The organism is Aeromonas sp. 30P (genome assembly GCF_051919805.1).
Taxonomy (GTDB): domain Bacteria; phylum Pseudomonadota; class Gammaproteobacteria; order Enterobacterales; family Aeromonadaceae; genus Aeromonas; species Aeromonas veronii.
The window spans coordinates 195,400-213,565 of the sequence record NZ_JBQBEA010000001.1 but is presented as its reverse complement, the minus strand read 5'-3'; the positions used below and the strand labels follow the sequence as shown (position 1 = coordinate 213,565).

General features: G+C 59.5%; 16 protein-coding genes. 10 read left to right on the top strand and 6 right to left on the bottom strand.

The features are described 5' to 3' along the window. Positions 1-61 precede the first annotated feature (61 nt). From purE to ACTG2B_RS00975, 5 genes are all read right to left on the bottom strand, one after another. Complete coding sequence (gene purE, locus ACTG2B_RS00995) at positions 62-565, bottom strand: 5-(carboxyamino)imidazole ribonucleotide mutase (protein WP_005339704.1); 504 nt, start codon at positions 563-565, stop codon at positions 62-64. A 74-nt stretch (positions 566-639) separates the two neighbouring features. Then, positions 640-1,197, bottom strand: coding sequence for a DNA topoisomerase family protein (locus tag ACTG2B_RS00990; protein WP_069527003.1), 558 nt, complete (start codon positions 1,195-1,197; stop codon positions 640-642). A 55-nt stretch (positions 1,198-1,252) separates the two neighbouring features. Continuing rightward, complete coding sequence (locus ACTG2B_RS00985) at positions 1,253-1,726, bottom strand: DUF494 family protein (RefSeq protein WP_005339699.1); 474 nt, start codon at positions 1,724-1,726, stop codon at positions 1,253-1,255. After that, on the bottom strand, positions 1,719-2,834 hold the full coding sequence (gene dprA / locus ACTG2B_RS00980) for a DNA-processing protein DprA (RefSeq protein ID WP_439995044.1): 1,116 nt from the start codon (positions 2,832-2,834) through the stop codon (positions 1,719-1,721). The genes ACTG2B_RS00985 and dprA overlap by 8 nt, the downstream gene beginning before the upstream one ends. A 1-nt stretch (position 2,835) precedes the next feature. Continuing rightward, positions 2,836-3,927: a LysM peptidoglycan-binding domain-containing protein gene (locus tag ACTG2B_RS00975; RefSeq protein WP_103250697.1), complete on the bottom strand. Its 1,092-nt coding sequence runs from the start codon at positions 3,925-3,927 to the stop codon at positions 2,836-2,838. 108 nt (positions 3,928-4,035) lie between these two features. On the opposite strand from ACTG2B_RS00975, the gene def reads away from it, so the two are divergent. The 5 genes from def to ACTG2B_RS00950 all read left to right on the top strand — a co-directional run bounded on the left by def (position 4,036) and on the right by ACTG2B_RS00950 (position 9,853). Further along, positions 4,036-4,548: a peptide deformylase gene (def, locus tag ACTG2B_RS00970; protein WP_005357510.1), complete on the top strand. Its 513-nt coding sequence runs from the start codon at positions 4,036-4,038 to the stop codon at positions 4,546-4,548. A 12-nt stretch (positions 4,549-4,560) separates the two neighbouring features. Further along, complete coding sequence (gene fmt, locus ACTG2B_RS00965) at positions 4,561-5,505, top strand: methionyl-tRNA formyltransferase (protein WP_005357507.1); 945 nt, start codon at positions 4,561-4,563, stop codon at positions 5,503-5,505. 60 nt (positions 5,506-5,565) lie between these two features. Then, positions 5,566-6,858, top strand: a complete 1,293-nt coding sequence (gene rsmB, locus ACTG2B_RS00960; RefSeq protein WP_005356215.1) for a 16S rRNA (cytosine(967)-C(5))-methyltransferase RsmB — start codon at positions 5,566-5,568, stop codon at positions 6,856-6,858. Positions 6,859-6,937: 79 nt separating this feature from the next. Next, the gene (trkA, locus tag ACTG2B_RS00955; protein WP_005339689.1) at positions 6,938-8,314 is read left to right on the top strand and encodes a Trk system potassium transporter TrkA; all 1,377 of its coding nucleotides are present in this window, start codon (positions 6,938-6,940) and stop codon (positions 8,312-8,314) included. Positions 8,315-8,410: 96 nt separating this feature from the next. Next, positions 8,411-9,853, top strand: a complete 1,443-nt coding sequence (locus ACTG2B_RS00950; protein WP_069527008.1) for a TrkH family potassium uptake protein — start codon at positions 8,411-8,413, stop codon at positions 9,851-9,853. 240 nt (positions 9,854-10,093) lie between these two features. Here ACTG2B_RS00950 and typA read toward each other — a convergent pair whose 3' ends face one another. Further along, the gene (gene typA / locus ACTG2B_RS00945) at positions 10,094-11,905 is read right to left on the bottom strand and encodes a translational GTPase TypA (protein WP_005339679.1); all 1,812 of its coding nucleotides are present in this window, start codon (positions 11,903-11,905) and stop codon (positions 10,094-10,096) included. A gap of 351 nt (positions 11,906-12,256) precedes the next feature. On the opposite strand from typA, the gene glnA reads away from it, so the two are divergent. The 5 genes from glnA to add all read left to right on the top strand — a co-directional run bounded on the left by glnA (position 12,257) and on the right by add (position 18,073). Next, positions 12,257-13,666 (top strand): glutamate--ammonia ligase, encoded by a 1,410-nt coding sequence (gene glnA, locus ACTG2B_RS00940; protein WP_005339672.1) that lies wholly within the window; start codon positions 12,257-12,259, stop codon positions 13,664-13,666. Between the two features lie 115 nt (positions 13,667-13,781). Further along, on the top strand, positions 13,782-14,360 hold the full coding sequence (locus tag ACTG2B_RS00935) for a DUF4124 domain-containing protein (RefSeq protein ID WP_113740317.1): 579 nt from the start codon (positions 13,782-13,784) through the stop codon (positions 14,358-14,360). Between the two features lie 86 nt (positions 14,361-14,446). Then, complete coding sequence (glnL, locus tag ACTG2B_RS00930) at positions 14,447-15,502, top strand: nitrogen regulation protein NR(II) (RefSeq protein ID WP_113740316.1); 1,056 nt, start codon at positions 14,447-14,449, stop codon at positions 15,500-15,502. A gap of 9 nt (positions 15,503-15,511) precedes the next feature. Beyond that, on the top strand, positions 15,512-16,930 hold the full coding sequence (gene glnG, locus ACTG2B_RS00925; RefSeq protein ID WP_005339666.1) for a nitrogen regulation protein NR(I): 1,419 nt from the start codon (positions 15,512-15,514) through the stop codon (positions 16,928-16,930). Between the two features lie 141 nt (positions 16,931-17,071). Then, positions 17,072-18,073, top strand: a complete 1,002-nt coding sequence (gene add / locus ACTG2B_RS00920) for an adenosine deaminase (RefSeq protein ID WP_439995043.1) — start codon at positions 17,072-17,074, stop codon at positions 18,071-18,073. Positions 18,074-18,166 lie beyond the last annotated feature (93 nt).

The following is an 18,166-nucleotide window of genomic DNA, read 5'->3' as shown; positions in this document are numbered from 1 at the left end:
CAAAGTGACGTTTTGCTGTTGCACAGGAAAATACGACACATCCGGATCGCCACCCGTTCACTTACTTGAGTTGAGCCTGCAGGGCGGCATCCTTGGCCATCACCTCTTCGGCATTCTTCTGGCGTTCGGCCCGAACCTTGGCCGCCAGTTCATCATCGGCTACTGCCAGCATCTGGGCTGCCAGATAACCTGCGTTCTTGGCACCGGCTTTGCCGATCGCCACGGTCGCCACCGGTACACCACCCGGCATCTGCACGGTGGAGAGCAGCGCATCCAGCCCCTTGAGCGGGCCACCATCGATGGGTACCCCGATCACAGGACGAGTCGTGATGCCGGCTACGGCACCCGCCAGATGCGCCGCCAGACCGGCAGCACAGATAAAGACCTTGCAGCCACGGGCCTCGGCATCGGTCACATACTGATGGGTCGCAGCCGGCGTGCGGTGCGCGGAGGTGACTTTGACTTCCACTGCGATATCAAATGACTTGAGCACCTCGAGGGTGGTTTGCATCACGGGGAAATCAGAATCAGAGCCCATCAATACGGCAACAAAGGGTTTATTCATGGTGGGAATTTCCTTACTCCAAGTGGGGGGTTGAAGTTCACCGAAAACGTTTCAATCCGGTTGCGGCGGCGGGATTATACCTGCTCACTTTGGTGGCCGCATTTCTTTTGCGGACAGACCCAACGCAGAGTTCCCCTCACTTTTTTCTCTACCATGATGCCCCAGCCACACGTGGGACAAGGCATGGGGATCGGCTTGTCGTTCACCACATATTTGCAGTGTGGATAGCCATCACAAGAGTAAAACTGCTTGCCGTAGCGGGAGGTGCGGCTCACCAGATGCCCCTTGCCGCACTCGGGGCAGAGGATCTGGGTATCGTCACTCTCCTGCAGGGATTCGATGTGCTGACAGGCCGGATACTGGGTACAACCGACAAACAGACCATAACGCCCCTTCTTGATCGCCAGCGGCTCTCCGCAATCGGGACAGGCAGAGCCTTCGAGCACCTTTTCGATGTCGCGGCCGGATGGCGTCAGGGAGCGTATGTAATCACAGGCAGGATAGGCAGAACAGCCAAGAAAGGGGCCATGTTTGCCCTGGCGGATCACCAGCTCGGCCCCGCACTGCGGGCACGGCTCGCGCTCGAAGGCATGTTCGTGGGCTGAAAAGAGGTGATGATCGATTTTTGACATGGGCCGCGCCTTGAAATCCAGATGGCCTGAATTCTACCAGCGCGGCACCGGACTGTCAGTGAATGACGCCGTCTGACTCATCAAACACCAGCTCTTCCATCTGCTGGTAGGCATTTTCACTGCCCGGTACGTTGAACAGCACCATCATGACGACCCACTTCAGGTCATCCAGCTCGATATCCGGCTTGTCCAGCTCGAGTAGGCGCTCGATACAGATCTCGCGGGTTTCGGCATTCAACACCTGGGCCTGTTCCAGAAAGAGCAGGAAGCCGCGGCACTCGGTGCTGAGGCGTGCCAGCTCTTGCGGAGCATAGATACGCATCGAGCCTTGCGCGCTGGCGGTAACATAGACCTCCCGCTCGCTATCGTGCAGATTGGCCAGCCGCTCCAGCCAGTCGAGCGCCTTGTCGATCTCTTCTTTATCGAAACCGGCCCGGCTCAACTCGTCGGTGAGCTCATCCTGCTCGACCATCACATCTGCATCGCTGTGGATGTAGGTCTCGAAAAGGTACATCAATACATCAAACATGATTCGCCCTCCTCGCTCTGACGTATCCACCGGCTACCGCCATCACTGCACCGGCCAGCTCCAGCTCTACCAACCTGCCCAATACCACTTCGACAGGAAGCTGGGCCCGCTCGGCAACGGTATCCACGCTCGTGGTCTCATAATCTACGTTATCCAACAAATCGGCATAAGGCAATTCGCTATTATGCGGTTGCTCAGATGGTGTGACCGACGGATCTGGCCGTACGACCCACTCTGGCAGCTCTTCCACTATATCGGCCGCACTCAGCACAAGTTTGGCCCCCTGCTGAATTAATCTGTTACACCCTATCGCCTGGGCATTTTGCGGGGCGCCGGGTACCGCAAACACTTCACGCCCCTGTTCAAGCGCATAGCGAGCTGTGATCAGCGAACCGCTCTGCTCTGTCGCCTCCACCACCAGAGTTCCCAGCGACAGACCACTGATAATACGGTTGCGACGAGGAAAATGTTCAGCCAGCGGCCCTTTATCCGGCGCCAGCTCGGAGATAAGCAAACCACCGCTCTCCAGAATCTGGCCTGCCAGCCCCTGATGGCGTTTGGGGTAGAGGCAATCCAGCCCGGAACCCAGCACGGCAAGGGTAATACCACCAGAAGCCAGCGACTGCTGATGGCAGACACCATCGATACCGAGCGCAAGGCCCGAGGTGATGGCTAACCCGCATCCAACCAGCTCGCTACAAAGGCGGGAGGCATTATCTTTGCCTGCATAGGTAGGATGGCGTGTCCCCACCATTGCCAGCTGGGGTCGCGATAGCGCAGCAAGATCGCCACGACAGTAGAGCAACAGGGGTGCCGCGGGAATGTCCCGCAACAAGGGTGGATAAATCGGGTGATCTTGCGGAATAAGGATATTGTCAGGCAAAGCGGCCCAAGCCAGGCTCTGCTCAACCACCGGCGAGGGCCAGCGCAGTTGTTTGATCTGCTCTGACGACAACCCCATTCCATGCAGTTGCGCTTCATCGCTCTGAAACAGGGCCTCAATACTTCCCCCAGCCCGTTCCAACAGACGTGCAGCGGTCACCGGACCGATACCGGTGACCGTATCGAGAGTTAGCCAAAGCGCCAGACGCGCGTCGGGGTAGTTCACGTCAGAAGTGAGTGACCTGATAGCCCGCACTCACCATGTCGTTACTCTGCATGATGAGACCGTAACTCAGCTTGTCATACACCTTGAACAACATGACGCGGGCAATCGCTTCAGAGGGCAATGGTGCCTTCTTGTTGCTGCTGTAAAACACCCGGTTAAAAACCGACGAGAGCTCCTTGTACTGCACATCGCCATTCTTGGTGACCAGAGCAGCACCGGGCCGTCTGACATCCAGTACATCCCCGGCGACTAGCTGATCGCGGCCACCCCGGTTGATCAGCACCACATCAAACTTGCCACCGCCCCGGGTCTTGTTCGGCAAATCGATGACATAGCCCGGCGTGATGGCAGGTGCCGCTTTCGGTGTGAAGACGGCGGGCATGTTCTCCTGAGCGGGCAGCGGCATCACCTTGTCGCCCTGCAGCACTTCGCGCTGGTTATGAGTCAGAGTCACCTCGGTCCGATCGCCATCAAGACGCGCCACGGCCCGCACCACACCGGCAAAGATCGCCTCCTGGCCCAGCAGTTCACCGGTTTCGCGATCCTTGTAGACCACTCCGGGGTGATAAATGCCATAAACCTGCCCCGGCGTCAGGGAGCCCTGCACATAGAGGGTGTCCCCCTCCAGCATGCCGATATGTTTCTGATCCGACCCCAGCAGATAGGGCAAGGTTTTCTGCTGCTGGCTGTCAGCCAGAATATGGTCGGTTTGCAGGAAGGGGCCGATCTCGCTGATAGGCAGGGTCGGAATGGGGTTGGCTTTGTTTTCGTAACGGGTTTTCGGGCCGAGGCGGATGACTTGCTTGCCACCCTGCATCGCCTTGCCGAGCCGGGGTTCACCATTGACCCAGCTCAGATGCAGTACATCACCGGGGTAGATCCAGTGAGGATTGGCAATCTGCGGATTGATATTCCAGAGACGGGGCCAGAGCCAGGGTTCGGAAAGATACTTGCCGGAGATATCCCACAGGGTGTCGCCTTTTTGCACTACATAACTTTCGGGGTAACCCGCTTTCAGCCTGAGCTGATCGGCCAATGCTGCCTGACTCACGGTCACCAGCAGGCAGGCGAGGATGGTTTGCTTCAGATACATAACACTCCCTGTTACTTCTGTACGCAAAGTGTTGCTGTTTTTTGTCGGCGTAAATGACTAGAATTACGCCAATATTGACTGCATTTATACGAAACTAAAGAAAAAACTATGGCCATTCTAGATGTATTGCGTTTTCCCGATGAGCGCCTGCGCACCGTTGCAGCCCCTGTCGAGACCTTTACACCCGAGTTACAACAGATTGTAGATGATATGTTCGAAACCATGTACGCGGAGGAAGGCATTGGCCTGGCCGCGACTCAGGTCGACATTCACCAGCGCATCATAGTGATCGATGTCTCTGAAAACCGTGAAGATCCTCTGGTATTGATCAATCCGGAGGTCATCGAGCAGTGCGGCAGCACCGGCATTGAAGAGGGTTGCCTCTCCGTGCCCGGCAGCCGTGCTCTGGTGCCTCGCGCCGAACAGATCAAAATCCGCGCCCTGGATCGCAACGGCAAGCCGTTCGAGCTGGAAGCCGACGATCTGCTCGCCATCTGCATCCAGCATGAGATGGATCATCTGGTCGGCAAGCTGTTTGTGGATTACTTGTCCCCGCTCAAGCGCCAGCGCATTCGCCAGAAGCTGGAAAAGATGGCCCGTGAAGATCGCAAAGTCCTCTGAGGATCTGCCCCATTGAATAAGCTGAAACTGATTTTTGCCGGTACTCCCGACTTCGCCGCCCGTCACCTGGCGGCGTTGTTGTCTTCCGACCACGAGGTCGTTGCCGTTTATACCCAGCCCGACAAGCCAGCAGGCCGTGGCCAGAAGCTCACCGCCAGCCCGGTCAAAGAGCTGGCACTGGCCCACAACCTGCCGGTTTACCAACCTGCCTCTCTGCGCAAGGAAGAGGCGCAAGCCGAACTGGCCGCCCTTGGCGCCGACCTGATGGTGGTGGTGGCCTATGGCCTGATCCTGCCCAAGGTGGTGCTCGATACCCCGCGTCTGGGCTGCATCAACGTCCATGGCTCCCTGCTGCCCCGCTGGCGCGGCGCGGCACCGATCCAGCGCTCCATCTGGGCGGGCGATGCCGAAACCGGCGTCACCATCATGCAGATGGATGTGGGACTGGATACCGGTGCCATGATCCGCAAGGTCAGCTGCCCCATCGCCGCCGACGAGACCTCCGCCAGCCTCTATGACAAGCTGGCCGAGCTGGGCCCTCAGGCACTGGTCGACACCATCAATGCCATGGCTGCCGGTGAAACCGCTGCCGAGGCACAAGATGATGCGCTGGCCAACTACGCCGAGAAGCTCTCCAAGGAAGAGGCCCGCATCGACTGGTCGATGGAGGCGGTTGCCATCGAACGCTGCATCCGCTCGTTCAACCCCTGGCCCATCAGCTGGTTTGAAGTGGCTGACCAGACCGTCAAGGTATGGCAAGCCGCCGTCATTGACAGCGACCACGGCCAACCCGCCGGCACCCTGCTCAAGGCCGACAAGCAGGGGATCGATATCGCTACCGGCAAAGGGGTACTGCGCCTGCTGACCCTGCAACCGCCCGGCAAGAAGGCGATGTCCGTTTCGGATCTGCTCAACTCTCGCCGCGACTGGTTTGAACCCGGCACGCAATTGAATTGAACTGGATTGAATTGACACAAGCGGGGCCCAGGCCCCGACTTGCGCATCTAAGGTAACTCTATGAAAACACGTGCACAGGCCGCTCTCGTTATTCAACAGGTGCTGGATCAGGGTCAATCCCTCTCCGCTGTTCTGCCTGCTGCCCAGGAGAAGGTTGCACCTCGCGATCGCGCTCTCCTGCAAGAACTCTGCTACGGCACCCTGCGCTGGCTGCCCCGCCTCGATGCGGCAGTCAACGAGATGATGGACAAACCGCTCAAGAACAAGAGCCGCATTTTCCACTACCTCATCCTGGTCGGTCTCTATCAGCTCATCTACACCCGCATTCCGGCTCACGCCGCGGTGGCCGAGACCGTCAACGCCGTCAAACTGCTCAAGGGCACCTCCCTGCGTGGCCTCATCAACGGCGTGCTGCGCAACTTCCAGCGCAGCGCCGAAGTCATTCTGCTGCGTATCGACCGTGTTCCCAGCATTCGCCTCGGTCATCCGGAGTGGCTCACCAAGCGCCTGCGTCAGGCCTATCACGATGAGTGGGAATTCATCATGGAGGCGAACAACCAGCGTCCCCCCATGTGGATCCGCAACAACAGCCAGCGCCAGAGCCGCGATGCCATGCTGGCTCGCATGGCCGAAGCCGGCATCAATGCCGTGGCCGGTGAAGAGGGCGAGGATTGCATCCTGCTGGAGCGTCCTTGCGATGTGACCAAGCTGCCCGGCTTCGAAGTGGGTGACTGCTCGGTACAGGATGGTGCCGCACAACAGGCCGCGGCACTGCTCGACCCACAACCGGGCGAGTGGGTGCTGGATGCCTGCGCGGCCCCCGGCGGCAAGACTGCCCACCTGCTGGAGCGTCAGCCCAAGCTGGCTGGCGTGGTTGCCGTCGATGCCGATGAAAACCGCCTCAAGCGGGTGCAGGAGAACCTGGATCGCATCGGCCTGACCGCCAAGGTGATCCACGGCGATGCGGCGGCACCGGAACAGTGGTGGCCGGAGGGTCAGTTCGACCGCATCCTGCTGGATGCTCCCTGCTCCGCCACCGGTGTCATCCGCCGCCACCCAGACATCAAGTGGTTGCGCCGTGATCAGGACATCCGCGAGCTGGCCGAGCTGCAGCGCCGTATTCTGAACGCCCTCTGGGGCAAGCTGAAAAGCGGCGGTACCCTGCTCTACGCCACCTGCTCCGTCCTGCCGGAAGAGAACCGCGAACAGATCCGCGCCTTCCTTGCCGCGACCAAAGATGCCAAATTGGTACCGTTGCACGAACAGGACACCCCGGACTGCCCGGGTCGCCAGTTCCTGCCGGGTGAAGCCGAGATGGATGGCTTCTACTACGCCAAGCTGGTCAAGCTGTGACGCTGACATGCTTCTTCCGGGGCAATCGCCATGCAGGCGAAATGCCCCTTTACTGCCTCAACGTGAGTAGACGTTCCCTATGAAAATCATCATTTTGGGAGCCGGCCAGGTCGGCGGCACTCTGGCCGAGAACCTGGCCGGAGAGAACAACGACATCACCATCGTCGATACCGACAGTGAGCGCCTGCGGGAGTTACAAGACAAGTTCGACCTGCGGGTAGTCAACGGGCACGGCGCACACCCCAAGGTGCTGCGCGAAGCGGGGGCTCAGGATGCCGACATGCTGGTCGCCGTCACCAACAGTGACGAGACCAACATGATCGCCTGTCAGGTGGCCTACTCCCTGTTCAACACCCCGAACAAGGTGGCGCGGATCCGCTCGCCAGCCTATCTGACCGAACGGGATCGCCTGTTCCTGCCGGAATCGGTGCCGGTGGATCACCTGATCGCGCCGGAACAGCTGGTGACCGACTATGTGCGTCGCCTGATCGAGTATCCGGGCGCCCTGCAGGTGGTTGATTTTGCAGGTGGTCGTGTCGGTCTGGTCGCGGTCAAGGCCTACTACGGTGGCCCGCTGGTGGGTAATGCCCTCTCCACCCTGCGCGAGCACATGCCCAATATCGAAACTCGCGTAGCGGCCATCTTCCGTCAGGGCCGCCCGATCCGCCCGCAAGGCACTACCATCATCGAAGCGGATGACGAGGTCTTCTTCGTCGCCGCCGCGGGCCATATCCGCGCCGTGATGTCTGAACTGCAGCGTCTCGAGAGCCCCTACCGCCGCATCATGATCGTCGGTGGCGGCAACATTGGCGCAGGCCTCGCCCGTCAGCTGGAGAAGCGCTACAGCGTCAAGCTTATCGAGCGCAACCAGAAGCGGGCTGAGCAGCTCTCCGAACTGCTGGAGAACACCATCGTCTTCTGCGGCGATGCGGCGGATCAGGAGCTGCTGGCCGAGGAGCACATCGACCAGATCGACGTCTTCATCGCCGTGACCAACGAGGATGAGGCCAACATCATGTCGGCGCTGCTCGCCAAGAAGATGGGCGCCAAGAAGACCATGGTGCTGATCCAGCGCGGCGCCTACGTCGATCTGGTGCAGGGTGGCTCTATCGATATCGCCATCTCGCCCCAGCAGGCCACCATCTCGGCCCTGCTGACACACGTGCGTCGGGCCGATATCGCCAACGTCTACAGCCTGCGCCGCGGCGCCGCCGAGGCGATCGAGGCGATTGCCCACGGTGACGAGAACACCTCCAAGGTGGTCGGCAAGACGGTGGGCGAGCTCAAGCTGCCGCCGGGTACCACCATCGGTGCCGTGGTGCGCGGGGATGAGGTGCTGATCGCTCACGATCGCACCAAGATCCAGCAGGATGACCACGTGGTCATGTTCCTGGTGGACAAGAAGTACATCCCGGAAGTGGAGCGGCTGTTCCAGCCAAGCCCCTTCTTCCTGTAACGTCTTCATGCGCACAGGCTGTCAAACCAGACCCGGCTCAGCTCCCCCAAGGGGATGGTCCGGGTCTTTTGTTAATCAACGACCAGGTTATCGAACATGATCAAGCTGCGTCCCATTATCTTCACCCTCGGGCTGGTGCTCTCCAAGCTGGCGCTCTTCATGTGGCTGCCCACCTTGCTGGCACTGCTCACCGGGTCAGAGGGATTTGTCGAGTTTCTCAAGTCCGTGCTGATCACCCACGGCGCCGCCCTGCTCTGCCTCCACTACGGTCGCAAGGCGGAGTTTCATCTGGGGGTGCGGGAGATGTTCCTGCTCACCACCTCGGTTTGGGTGGTGGCCTGCATCTTCGGCGCCCTGCCTTTTGTTTTCATCACCCACATCAACTTCACCGACGCCTACTTCGAGACCATGTCGGGGGTGACCACCACGGGCTCCACCGTGCTCTCCGGCCTCGACAACATGGCCCACAGCATCCTGTTGTGGCGTTCCATCCTGCAGTGGCTGGGCGGGGTCGGCTTTATCGTGATGGCGGTAGCCGTGCTGCCCTACCTCAACGTCGGCGGCATGAAGCTGTTCCAGACCGAGAGCTCGGACTGGTCGGACAAAAGCGCCCCGCGTGCCAAGACGGTCGCCAACAACATCGTCGTCGTCTATCTGGTGCTCTCCATGCTCTGCTTCATGGCCTACTGGGCCAGCGGCATGAACATGTTCGAGGCGATCAACCACGCCATGACCACTCTCAGTACCGGCGGCTACTCCACCTCCGATCAATCCATGTCCCACTTCTCCAACTCGGCACACTGGATTGGCACCCTGTTCATGTTCCTCGGCGGCCTGCCCTTCCTGCTCTATGTGCAGAGCCTCAACCACAGGGACAACAGCCTGTTCAAGGATGCCCAGGTGCGCGGCTTCTTCTGGCTGGTGGTATGGGTTACCGTCATCATGACCTTCTATCTGTGGGAGAGAGACCTGTTCGGCTTCTGGGATGCCCTGCGCATCAGCTGCTTCAACATCGTCTCGGTGCTCACCACCACCGGCTACGGCCTTGGTGACTTTGGCACCTGGGGGCCGCTCGCCAGCATCGTCTTCATCGTGCTGCTGGCTCTTGGGGCCTGCTCAGGCTCCACTGCGGGTGGTCTCAAGATCTTCCGGGTACAGGTGGCATTCGCCCTGTTCAGAAAGCAGATGCGCCAACTGATGCACCCTTCTGCTGTCTTCCCGCAGAAGTACAATGGCCGGACGGTTAATGACGCCATCATCCGCTCGATGATCTCATTCGTGCTGGCCTACTTCGCCATCATTCTGGTGATAGCCGCACTGTTGGGCGCCATCGGGCTTGACCCCCTGACGGCTATCTCCAGCTCCATCACCGCTGTCGCCAACGTCGGCCCGGGTATGGGCCCGGTGGTCGGCCCCAGCACCAACTTTGCCAGCCTGCCGGAATCGGCCAAATGGCTGCTGTCATTCGGCATGCTGCTGGGACGACTGGAGATCCTGACGGTCGCCGTGCTCTTCTTCCCCTCCTTCTGGCGCCAGTAATCCCTCACTGCAAGCCAGCAAAAAGCCGCAACGTTCACCCGCTGCGGCTTTTTATCTCACCCATCCCCACGACCTTCGCTCAACGCTCATCAGCCCCATTACCGGATGGCCTGAACGAGCTCATCAGGATGGCCAGAGCGGATCACAGGCATAAAAAAACGGACCCAAACCAGAGGTTTGGGTCCGTTTATCAGTGAACCGTCAGCGGCCACGAAGGCTGCCGAGGCTCAGCACATGGCATTAACCACGGCCAGAGCGCTTGCGATCCAGCTCGGTCAGCAATTTCTTGCGGATACGGATGTTCTTCGGAGTCACTTCTACCAGTTCGTCGTTATCGATGAACTCGAGAGCCTGTTCCAGAGTCATGCGGATCGGCGGAGTCAGCACTTGAGCTTCGTCGGTACCGGAGGCACGCATGTTGGTCAGCTGTTTGCCTTTCAGGCAGTTAACAGTCAGGTCGTTGGAACGGGAGTGGATACCGATCACCTGGCCTTCGTACACTTCGGTCGCGTGACCGATGAACAGACGACCACGGTCTTGCAGACCGAACAGGGCGTAAGTCAGTGCTTTACCGGTAGCGTTGGAGATCAGCACGCCATTCTGACGCTCGCCGATGCTGCCACCCTTGTGCGGACCGTAGTGGTCGAAGGTGTGGTACAGCAGACCGGTACCTGAGGTCATGGTCATGAACTCGGTCTGGAAACCGATCAGGCCACGGCTCGGGATCATGAAGTCCAGACGGACACGACCCTTACCATCCGGGGTCATGTTGGTCATTTCGCCTTTACGCAGACCCAGTTGCTCCATCACGGAACCCTGGTGCGCTTCTTCAACGTCCACAGTTACGGTTTCAAACGGTTCTTGCAGAACGCCATCAACGGTACGCAGGATTACTTCCGGACGGGACACCGCCAGTTCGTAACCTTCGCGACGCATGTTTTCGATCAGGATGGAGAGGTGCAGTTCACCACGACCGGATACACGGAACTTGTCCGGATCATCGGTCTCTTCCACGCGCAGGGCCACGTTGTGGACCAGCTCCTGGTTCAGACGCTCCAGAATGTTACGGGAGGTCACGAACTTGCCCTCTTTACCGGCGAACGGTGAGGTGTTGACCTGGAAGGTCATGTTCACGGTCGGCTCGTCAACGGAGAGCGGCGGCAGGGCTTCAACGGCACCGTTGTCACAGATGGTGTCGGAGATTTTCAGCTCGCCCAGACCGGTGATAGCGATGATGTCACCCGCTTGCGCGTCGGTAACTTCAGTACGGGACAGACCCAGGTAACCCAGCACCTGACCGACTTTACCGTTACGGGTCTTGCCGTCGGCACCAACGATGGTGACTTGCTGGTTGGTCTTGACGCGACCACGAGTGATACGGCCGATACCGATAACGCCCACGTAGGAGTTGTAGTCCAGCTGGGAGATCTGCATCTGGAAACCACCTTCGGCATCAGCCTTCGGCGCTTCAACGTTGTCAACGATGGCCTGGAACAGCGGCTCCATGTTCTCGGACTCGACGTCCTGATCCATGGTGGCCCAACCGTTCAGTGCAGAGGCGTAAACAACTTTGAAATCCAGCTGTTCGTCAGTCGCGCCCAGGTTGTCGAACAGGTCGAATACCTGATCCATTACCCAGTCAGGACGAGCACCCGGACGGTCAACCTTGTTGATGACCACGATCGGCTTCAGACCCTGAGCGAACGCTTTCTGGGTCACGAAACGGGTTTGCGGCATCGGGCCGTCTACGGCGTCAACCAGCAGCAGCACGGAGTCAACCATGGACAGTACGCGCTCTACTTCACCACCGAAGTCGGCGTGACCCGGGGTATCAACGATGTTGATGCGGTAGTCATTCCAGCGGATCGCAGTGTTCTTGGCGAGAATGGTGATGCCACGTTCCCGTTCCAGATCATTGGAGTCCATGATCCGTTCCTGGCCTTCCGTGGAGCGGTCCAGGGTGCCGGACTGCTGCAGCAGCTTATCAACCAGAGTCGTTTTGCCGTGGTCAACGTGCGCAATAATCGCAATATTGCGTAAATTCTCTAACATTCTCGCCTCAATCACCGGGTAAAATTGGGCGCTAATTGTACTCTTGCCTTTGTGATCTGCCTAGCAGAATTGCAGTACATTCGCGCATAACAACAGATCTGGATCATAGACCTCTCTGACAAACCCTGCTTAGATGGGCAGTGACCGTATTTCGCGCACCATTACAGTGCACCAAAACGATCCACCATCGCACTAAATTGATGCAACGCGAGTCGAGATCGCCTGATTTTGGGGAGCCTCTTCAGCGAGATTGCCCTGAAATCAAGCTGTCACAAACTTGGCACGATACTGGCTTATGTGAATACGACGACGCATTCACCCAGAGAGTTTTAACACCGGAGGTTACTTAGCATGTCAGCCCAGAACGTTTTGGCCCTGATCCAGGAACACGAAGTCAAGTTTGTTGATCTGCGCTTTACCGACACCAAGGGTAAAGAGCAGCATGTATCCATCCCTGCTCACCAGGTTGATGAAGATTTCTTCGAAGACGGCAAGATGTTCGATGGTTCCTCCATCGGCGGCTGGAAGGGCATCAACGAATCCGACATGGTACTGATGCCGGACGCAGCCTCCGCCAAGCTGGACCCGTTCACCGAAGAGACCACCCTGAACATCGTTTGTGACGTGCTGGAGCCTGCCACCATGCAGGGCTACGACCGCGATCCGCGCTCCATCGCCAAGCGTGCAGAAGATTTCCTGAAGTCCAGCGGCATTGCTGACACCGTGCTGTTCGGGCCGGAGCCGGAATTCTTCATGTTCGACAACATTACTTTCTCCAACACCATGGGCCACAGCTTCGTGAAAATCGAATCTGAAGAAGCCGCATGGAACTCCGGCACTGCCTATGAGCATGGCAACAAGGGTCACCGTCCGTTCGTGAAAGGCGGTTACTTCCCGGTTGCACCGGTCGACTCCTCCCAGGATATCCGCGCCGCCATGTGTCTGGTGCTGGAAGAGATGGGCCAGGTCGTTGAAGCTCACCACCACGAAGTGGCTACTGCCGGTCAGAACGAAATCGCTACCCGCTTCAACACTCTTACGCTGAAAGCTGACGAAGTGCAGGTACTGAAGTACGTGATCCACAACGTGGCCCACGCCTACAACAAGACCGTGACCTTCATGCCGAAACCCATGTTCGGTGACAACGGCTCCGGCATGCACTGCCACCAGTCTCTGGCCAAGAACGGCGTCAACCTGTTCGCTGGTGACCTGTACGGCGGTCTGTCCGAGATGGCTCTGCACTACATCGGCGGTATCATCAAGCACGCCAAGGCCATCAACGCCTTCGCCAACCCGACCACCAACTCTTACAAGCGTCTGGTTCCGGGTTATGAAGCACCGGTCATGCTGGCCTACTCTGCCCGCAACCGCTCTGCCTCCATCCGTATCCCGGTGGTACCGAGCCCGAAAGCCCGTCGTATCGAAGTGCGCTTCCCGGATCCGGCTGCCAACCCGTACCTGGCCTTCGCAGCCCAGCTGATGGCCGGTCTGGACGGTATCATCAACAAGATCCATCCGGGCGATGCCATGGACAAGAACTTGTACGACCTGCCGCCGGAAGAAGCCGCAGAAGTGCCGACCGTTGCCGGTTCTCTGGACGAAGCCCTGGCCGCTCTGGATGCTGACCGCGAGTTCCTGACCCGTGGCGGCGTGTTCAGCGATGACTTCATCAACTCCTATCTGGAACTGAAACAGCAGGATGTTGACCGTGTGCGCATGACCCCGCACCCGCTGGAGTTCGAACTGTACTACTCCGTCTAAGTCTCAGCAGACTGGCCGTTTAAATCTTGTCAGCTTGCTTAATCGTGACAAAACCCGCCATCTGGCGGGTTTTTTCTCTGATAGGATTAAGCAAAATACCGTCAAGGAGAGATGGATGAACAACAAGCATGGCATAGGGGTGCTCAGCCTCCTGTTGCTGACCTCGTTCGCTGCGGACGCGGCCAAGGTCTACTCCTGGGTCGATGGCAATGGCATCACCCACTACTCGGATGCGCCACCACCCGGCAAAAATGCCAAAGAGGTCGATCTGCGGGTCGCCCCGCTGCTGGGCAGCAGCGCGCCCAGATCGGTGCAGGTGGATAACTTCAACAGCCTGACCGGCGCCGATGCCAAGAAAGAGAAAGAGGCGGCCAAGCTGACCATCGAACTGCTCTCCCCGGAACAGGGCAGCACCCTGCGCGACAACACAGGCAACATCGTCTTTCAGGGCACCATCAGCCCCAAACCTCCGACCCAGTATGATGTGCGCCTGACCCTGGATGGCAAAGCCGCCCCCATCGTCAGCAACAGCCTCTCTGTCCGCGTCGAAAACATCGATCGCGGCGCCCACGAGGCTCAGCTCGAGCTGCTCGCCAAAGACGGTACGATCCTTGCTAAATCCAGTGCAGTCACCTTTTACCTGCATAGAGCGAGCGTGACGCCGGCTCCCAAACCCACCCCCAAAGCCGACTAGGGGTGATATAGCGCACCGATGCGGGTAAACTCTATGCACCATATCGGTGCATAACAGGTGTGTAGCACCGTTTTAGGGAGAAACCTGTGCCAACCCGCTCGGACAACGCCAAAACACTCTTGGATAATTTGCTGACCGCCGTGATCCTGATGGATGAGCGGCTCTGCATCCAGTTCGTCAACCCGGCGGCTGAACAGCTGCTCTCCCTCAGTGAACGCAGGCTGATCGGCATCGAACTGCCCCATCTGCTGGAACATATCTCCCTCGATTTGCTGCGGCTCAAGCAGTGCCTCGTGTCAGGGCAAGGCTTTACCGATAGCGAAGTGACTCTGGTGGTAGAGGGAGAACCGCGACTGGTGGAACTGAGCGCTACCCCGATGGCCGACCACGAACAGCGTCTGCTGGTCGTGGAGCTGCGCAAGATCGACCAGCAGAAGAAGATCAGTCAGGAACAACAACAGCATGCCCAGCAGCTGGCGGCCAAAGAGCTGGTGCGCGGTCTCGCCCACGAAATCAAGAATCCCCTCGGCGGCCTGCGCGGCGCGGCCCAGCTGCTGCAAAAAGAGCTGCCGGATCCGGCCCTGCGCGAATATACCGGCATCATCATCGAACAGGCTGACCGACTGCGGGTTCTGGTCGATCGCCTGCTCGGCCCCCAACGCCCCGGCCGCCACCAGATGCACAATGTCCATTCGGTGCTGGAGCAAGTACGCCGACTGGTAGAGCTGGAGCTGCCGCCCACTGTTCGCATCGAGCGGGATTACGATCCCAGCATCCCCGAATTCGAGATGGAGCCGGATCAGCTGCAGCAGGCGTTTCTCAACATAGTGCGCAACGCGGCCGAAGCACTGGGGGATCAGACCGGGCTTATTCGTATCAAAACCCGCACTGCATTCCAGATCACCATCCACGGCCAGCGCTACCGGCTGGCGGCGGAGATCAAGATCATCGACAACGGCCCCGGTATTCCCGATGCCATTCGCGACACCCTGTTCTACCCCATGATCACCGGCAAGGAGGGGGGCACAGGGCTCGGCCTCTCCATCGCCCAGAACCTGATCGACCAGCACAAGGGGCGAATTGACTGCATCAGCTGGCCGGGTCACACCGAATTCACCATTTTTCTACCGCTTCGCAAGTAAGGGAACCCCATGACCGCCAAAGTGTGGATCGTCGATGACGACAGTTCTATCCGCTGGGTGCTGGAGCGCACTCTCGGCAGCGAAGGCTTCAACTGCGAGAGCTTTGCCGATGGCGAAGCCCTGCTGCACGCCCTTGAGCTGCGCTCGCCCGATGTGATCCTCTCCGATATCCGGATGCCCGGTATCGACGGCCTGAGCCTGCTGGAGCAGATCCACCGCCGTCAGGCCGATCTGCCCATCATCATCATGACCGCCCACTCGGATCTCGACAGCGCGGTCAACGCCTACCAGCGTGGCGCCTTCGAGTACCTGCCCAAACCGTTCGACATCGACGAAGCAGTGACCCTGGTGCGACGCGCCGAGAATCACCTCAAGGAGCAGCGCACCAAGCGCAAGTCTCGCCAGCAAGAGGCGACAGCCACCCCGGAGATCATCGGTGAGGCACCGGCGATGCAGGAGGTGTTTCGCGCCATCGGCCGCCTGTCGCGCTCCAGCATCTCGGTGCTGATCAACGGCCAGAGCGGTACCGGCAAGGAGCTTGTCGCCCATGCGCTGCACAAGCACAGCCCGCGCGCCCACAAGAACTTTATCGCCCTCAACATGGCGGCTATCCCCAAAGATCTCATCGAATCTGAGCTGTTCGGTCACGAGAAGGGGGCATTCACCGGCGCCAACAACATCCGCCATGGCCGCTTCGAGCAGGCCGACGGCGGCACCCTGTTTCTCGACGAGATCGGCGACATGCCGCTGGATGTGCAAACCCGGCTGCTGCGTGTCTTGGCCGATGGCCAGTTCTATCGAGTCGGAGGCCACCAGCCGGTGCAGGTGGATGTACGGATCATCGCAGCCACCCACCAGAATCTGGAGAAGCGGGTCGCCGATGGCGAGTTTCGCGAGGATCTGTTCCACCGCCTCAACGTCATCCGAATCCACATCCCCGCCCTCAAGGAGCGCCGTGAGGATATCCCCCAGCTGGCCCGTCACTTCCTGCTGCGCGCAGCCAAAGAGCTGAACGTCGAGGCCAAGAGCCTGCACCCGGATACCCAGGCCTATATCAGCCGCCTGCCCTGGCCGGGCAACGTGCGCCAGCTGGAGAACGTCTGCCGCTGGCTTACCGTGATGGCCTCGGGGCAAGAAGTGCTGGTCGGCGACCTGCCTGCCGAGCTGCTCACCCCCATAACCCACAACGCCGAACCGGGTCAACCGGCGTTGCCCGGTTGTTGGCAGCAACAGTTGCAGGAGTGGGTGGCCAGCAAGTTGGCGCTGGGAGAGACAGACATCCTGGCCGATGCCATGCCCCAGTTCGAACGGATCATGCTGGAGACGGCGCTGGAGCACACCCACGGCCACAAGCAGGAGGCGGCGCGCCTGCTTGGCTGGGGTCGCAACACCCTCACCCGCAAGCTGAAGGAACTCGATCTCTCCTGAGTCCCCGGGAAAAACGATTCCCATCACGCCCTGACAAATCACCGCCCGCCAGAACCCCGTTTAACCATAAACGGGGTATCTTTTTTGAAAGCCCCGCCTAGAATGGCAGGCTTTCAAACCTGACTCGACGAGGGCGCCCCCATGATTGACAGATCTCTCCCCCTGACCGACCTGCACCGCCATCTGGACGGCAACATCCGCCCGCAAACCATCCTCGAGCTGGGTCGCCAACACAATATCCAGCTGCCCGCCTTCGAACTGGAAGCGCTGCGCCCCCACGTACAGATCGTCGAAAACGAGCCAAGTCTGGTTGCCTTCCTGAAGAAACTGGACTGGGGTGTGGCCGTGCTGGCCGACTATGACGCCTGCCGCCGGGTTGCCTACGAAAACGTGGAAGATCTGCTGCGCGCCGGTATCGACTATGCCGAGCTACGCTTCAGCCCTGCCTATATGGCGATGACCCACAAGCTGCACCCGCAGGGTGTAGTAGAAGCTATCATCGACGGCGTGGCCGCAGGCAGCCGTGACTTCGGTATCAAGACCAACCTGATCGGCATCATGAGCCGCACCTTCGGCACCGAGCAGTGCAATCAGGAGCTGGCCGCCTGTCTGGCCCACCGCGACAAGCTGGTGGCCATCGATCTGGCTGGTGACGAGCTGGGGTTCCCGGGCGAACTCTTTGTCGACCACTTCCGCAAGGTGCGCGATGCAGGCATGCGCGTCACCGTACACGCAGGTGAAGCCGCTGGCCCCGAGAGCATGTGGCAGGCCATTCGCGAGCTGGGCGCCGAGCGTATCGGCCACGGCGTCAAAGCGATTCAGGATCCGGCCCTGATGGCCTATCTGGCCGAACACCGCATCGGCATCGAATCCTGCCTCACCTCCAACATCCAGACCACTACGGTGGCGAGCCTGACCGAGCACCCGATCCGCCAGTTCCTGGCTGCCGGTGTACTGGCCTGCCTCAACACCGACGACCCGGCAGTAGAGGGCATCGACCTGCCGCACGAATATGAGGTGGCTGCCCCGGCCGCTGGCATGACGACGAGCGAGATCCGCACCGCCCAGCAGAATGGCCTGACCCTGGCCTTCCTGAGCGATAGCGAGAAGGCAGAGCTGAGCGCCCGCGCTGCCAGCCGCTGATCCACACCGGCACTGCAAATAAAAACGGCCCACTTCGGTGGGCCGTTTGCTTTGCGGATTTCTGATAATGGGTAAGCACTTGGCCAGCTGACA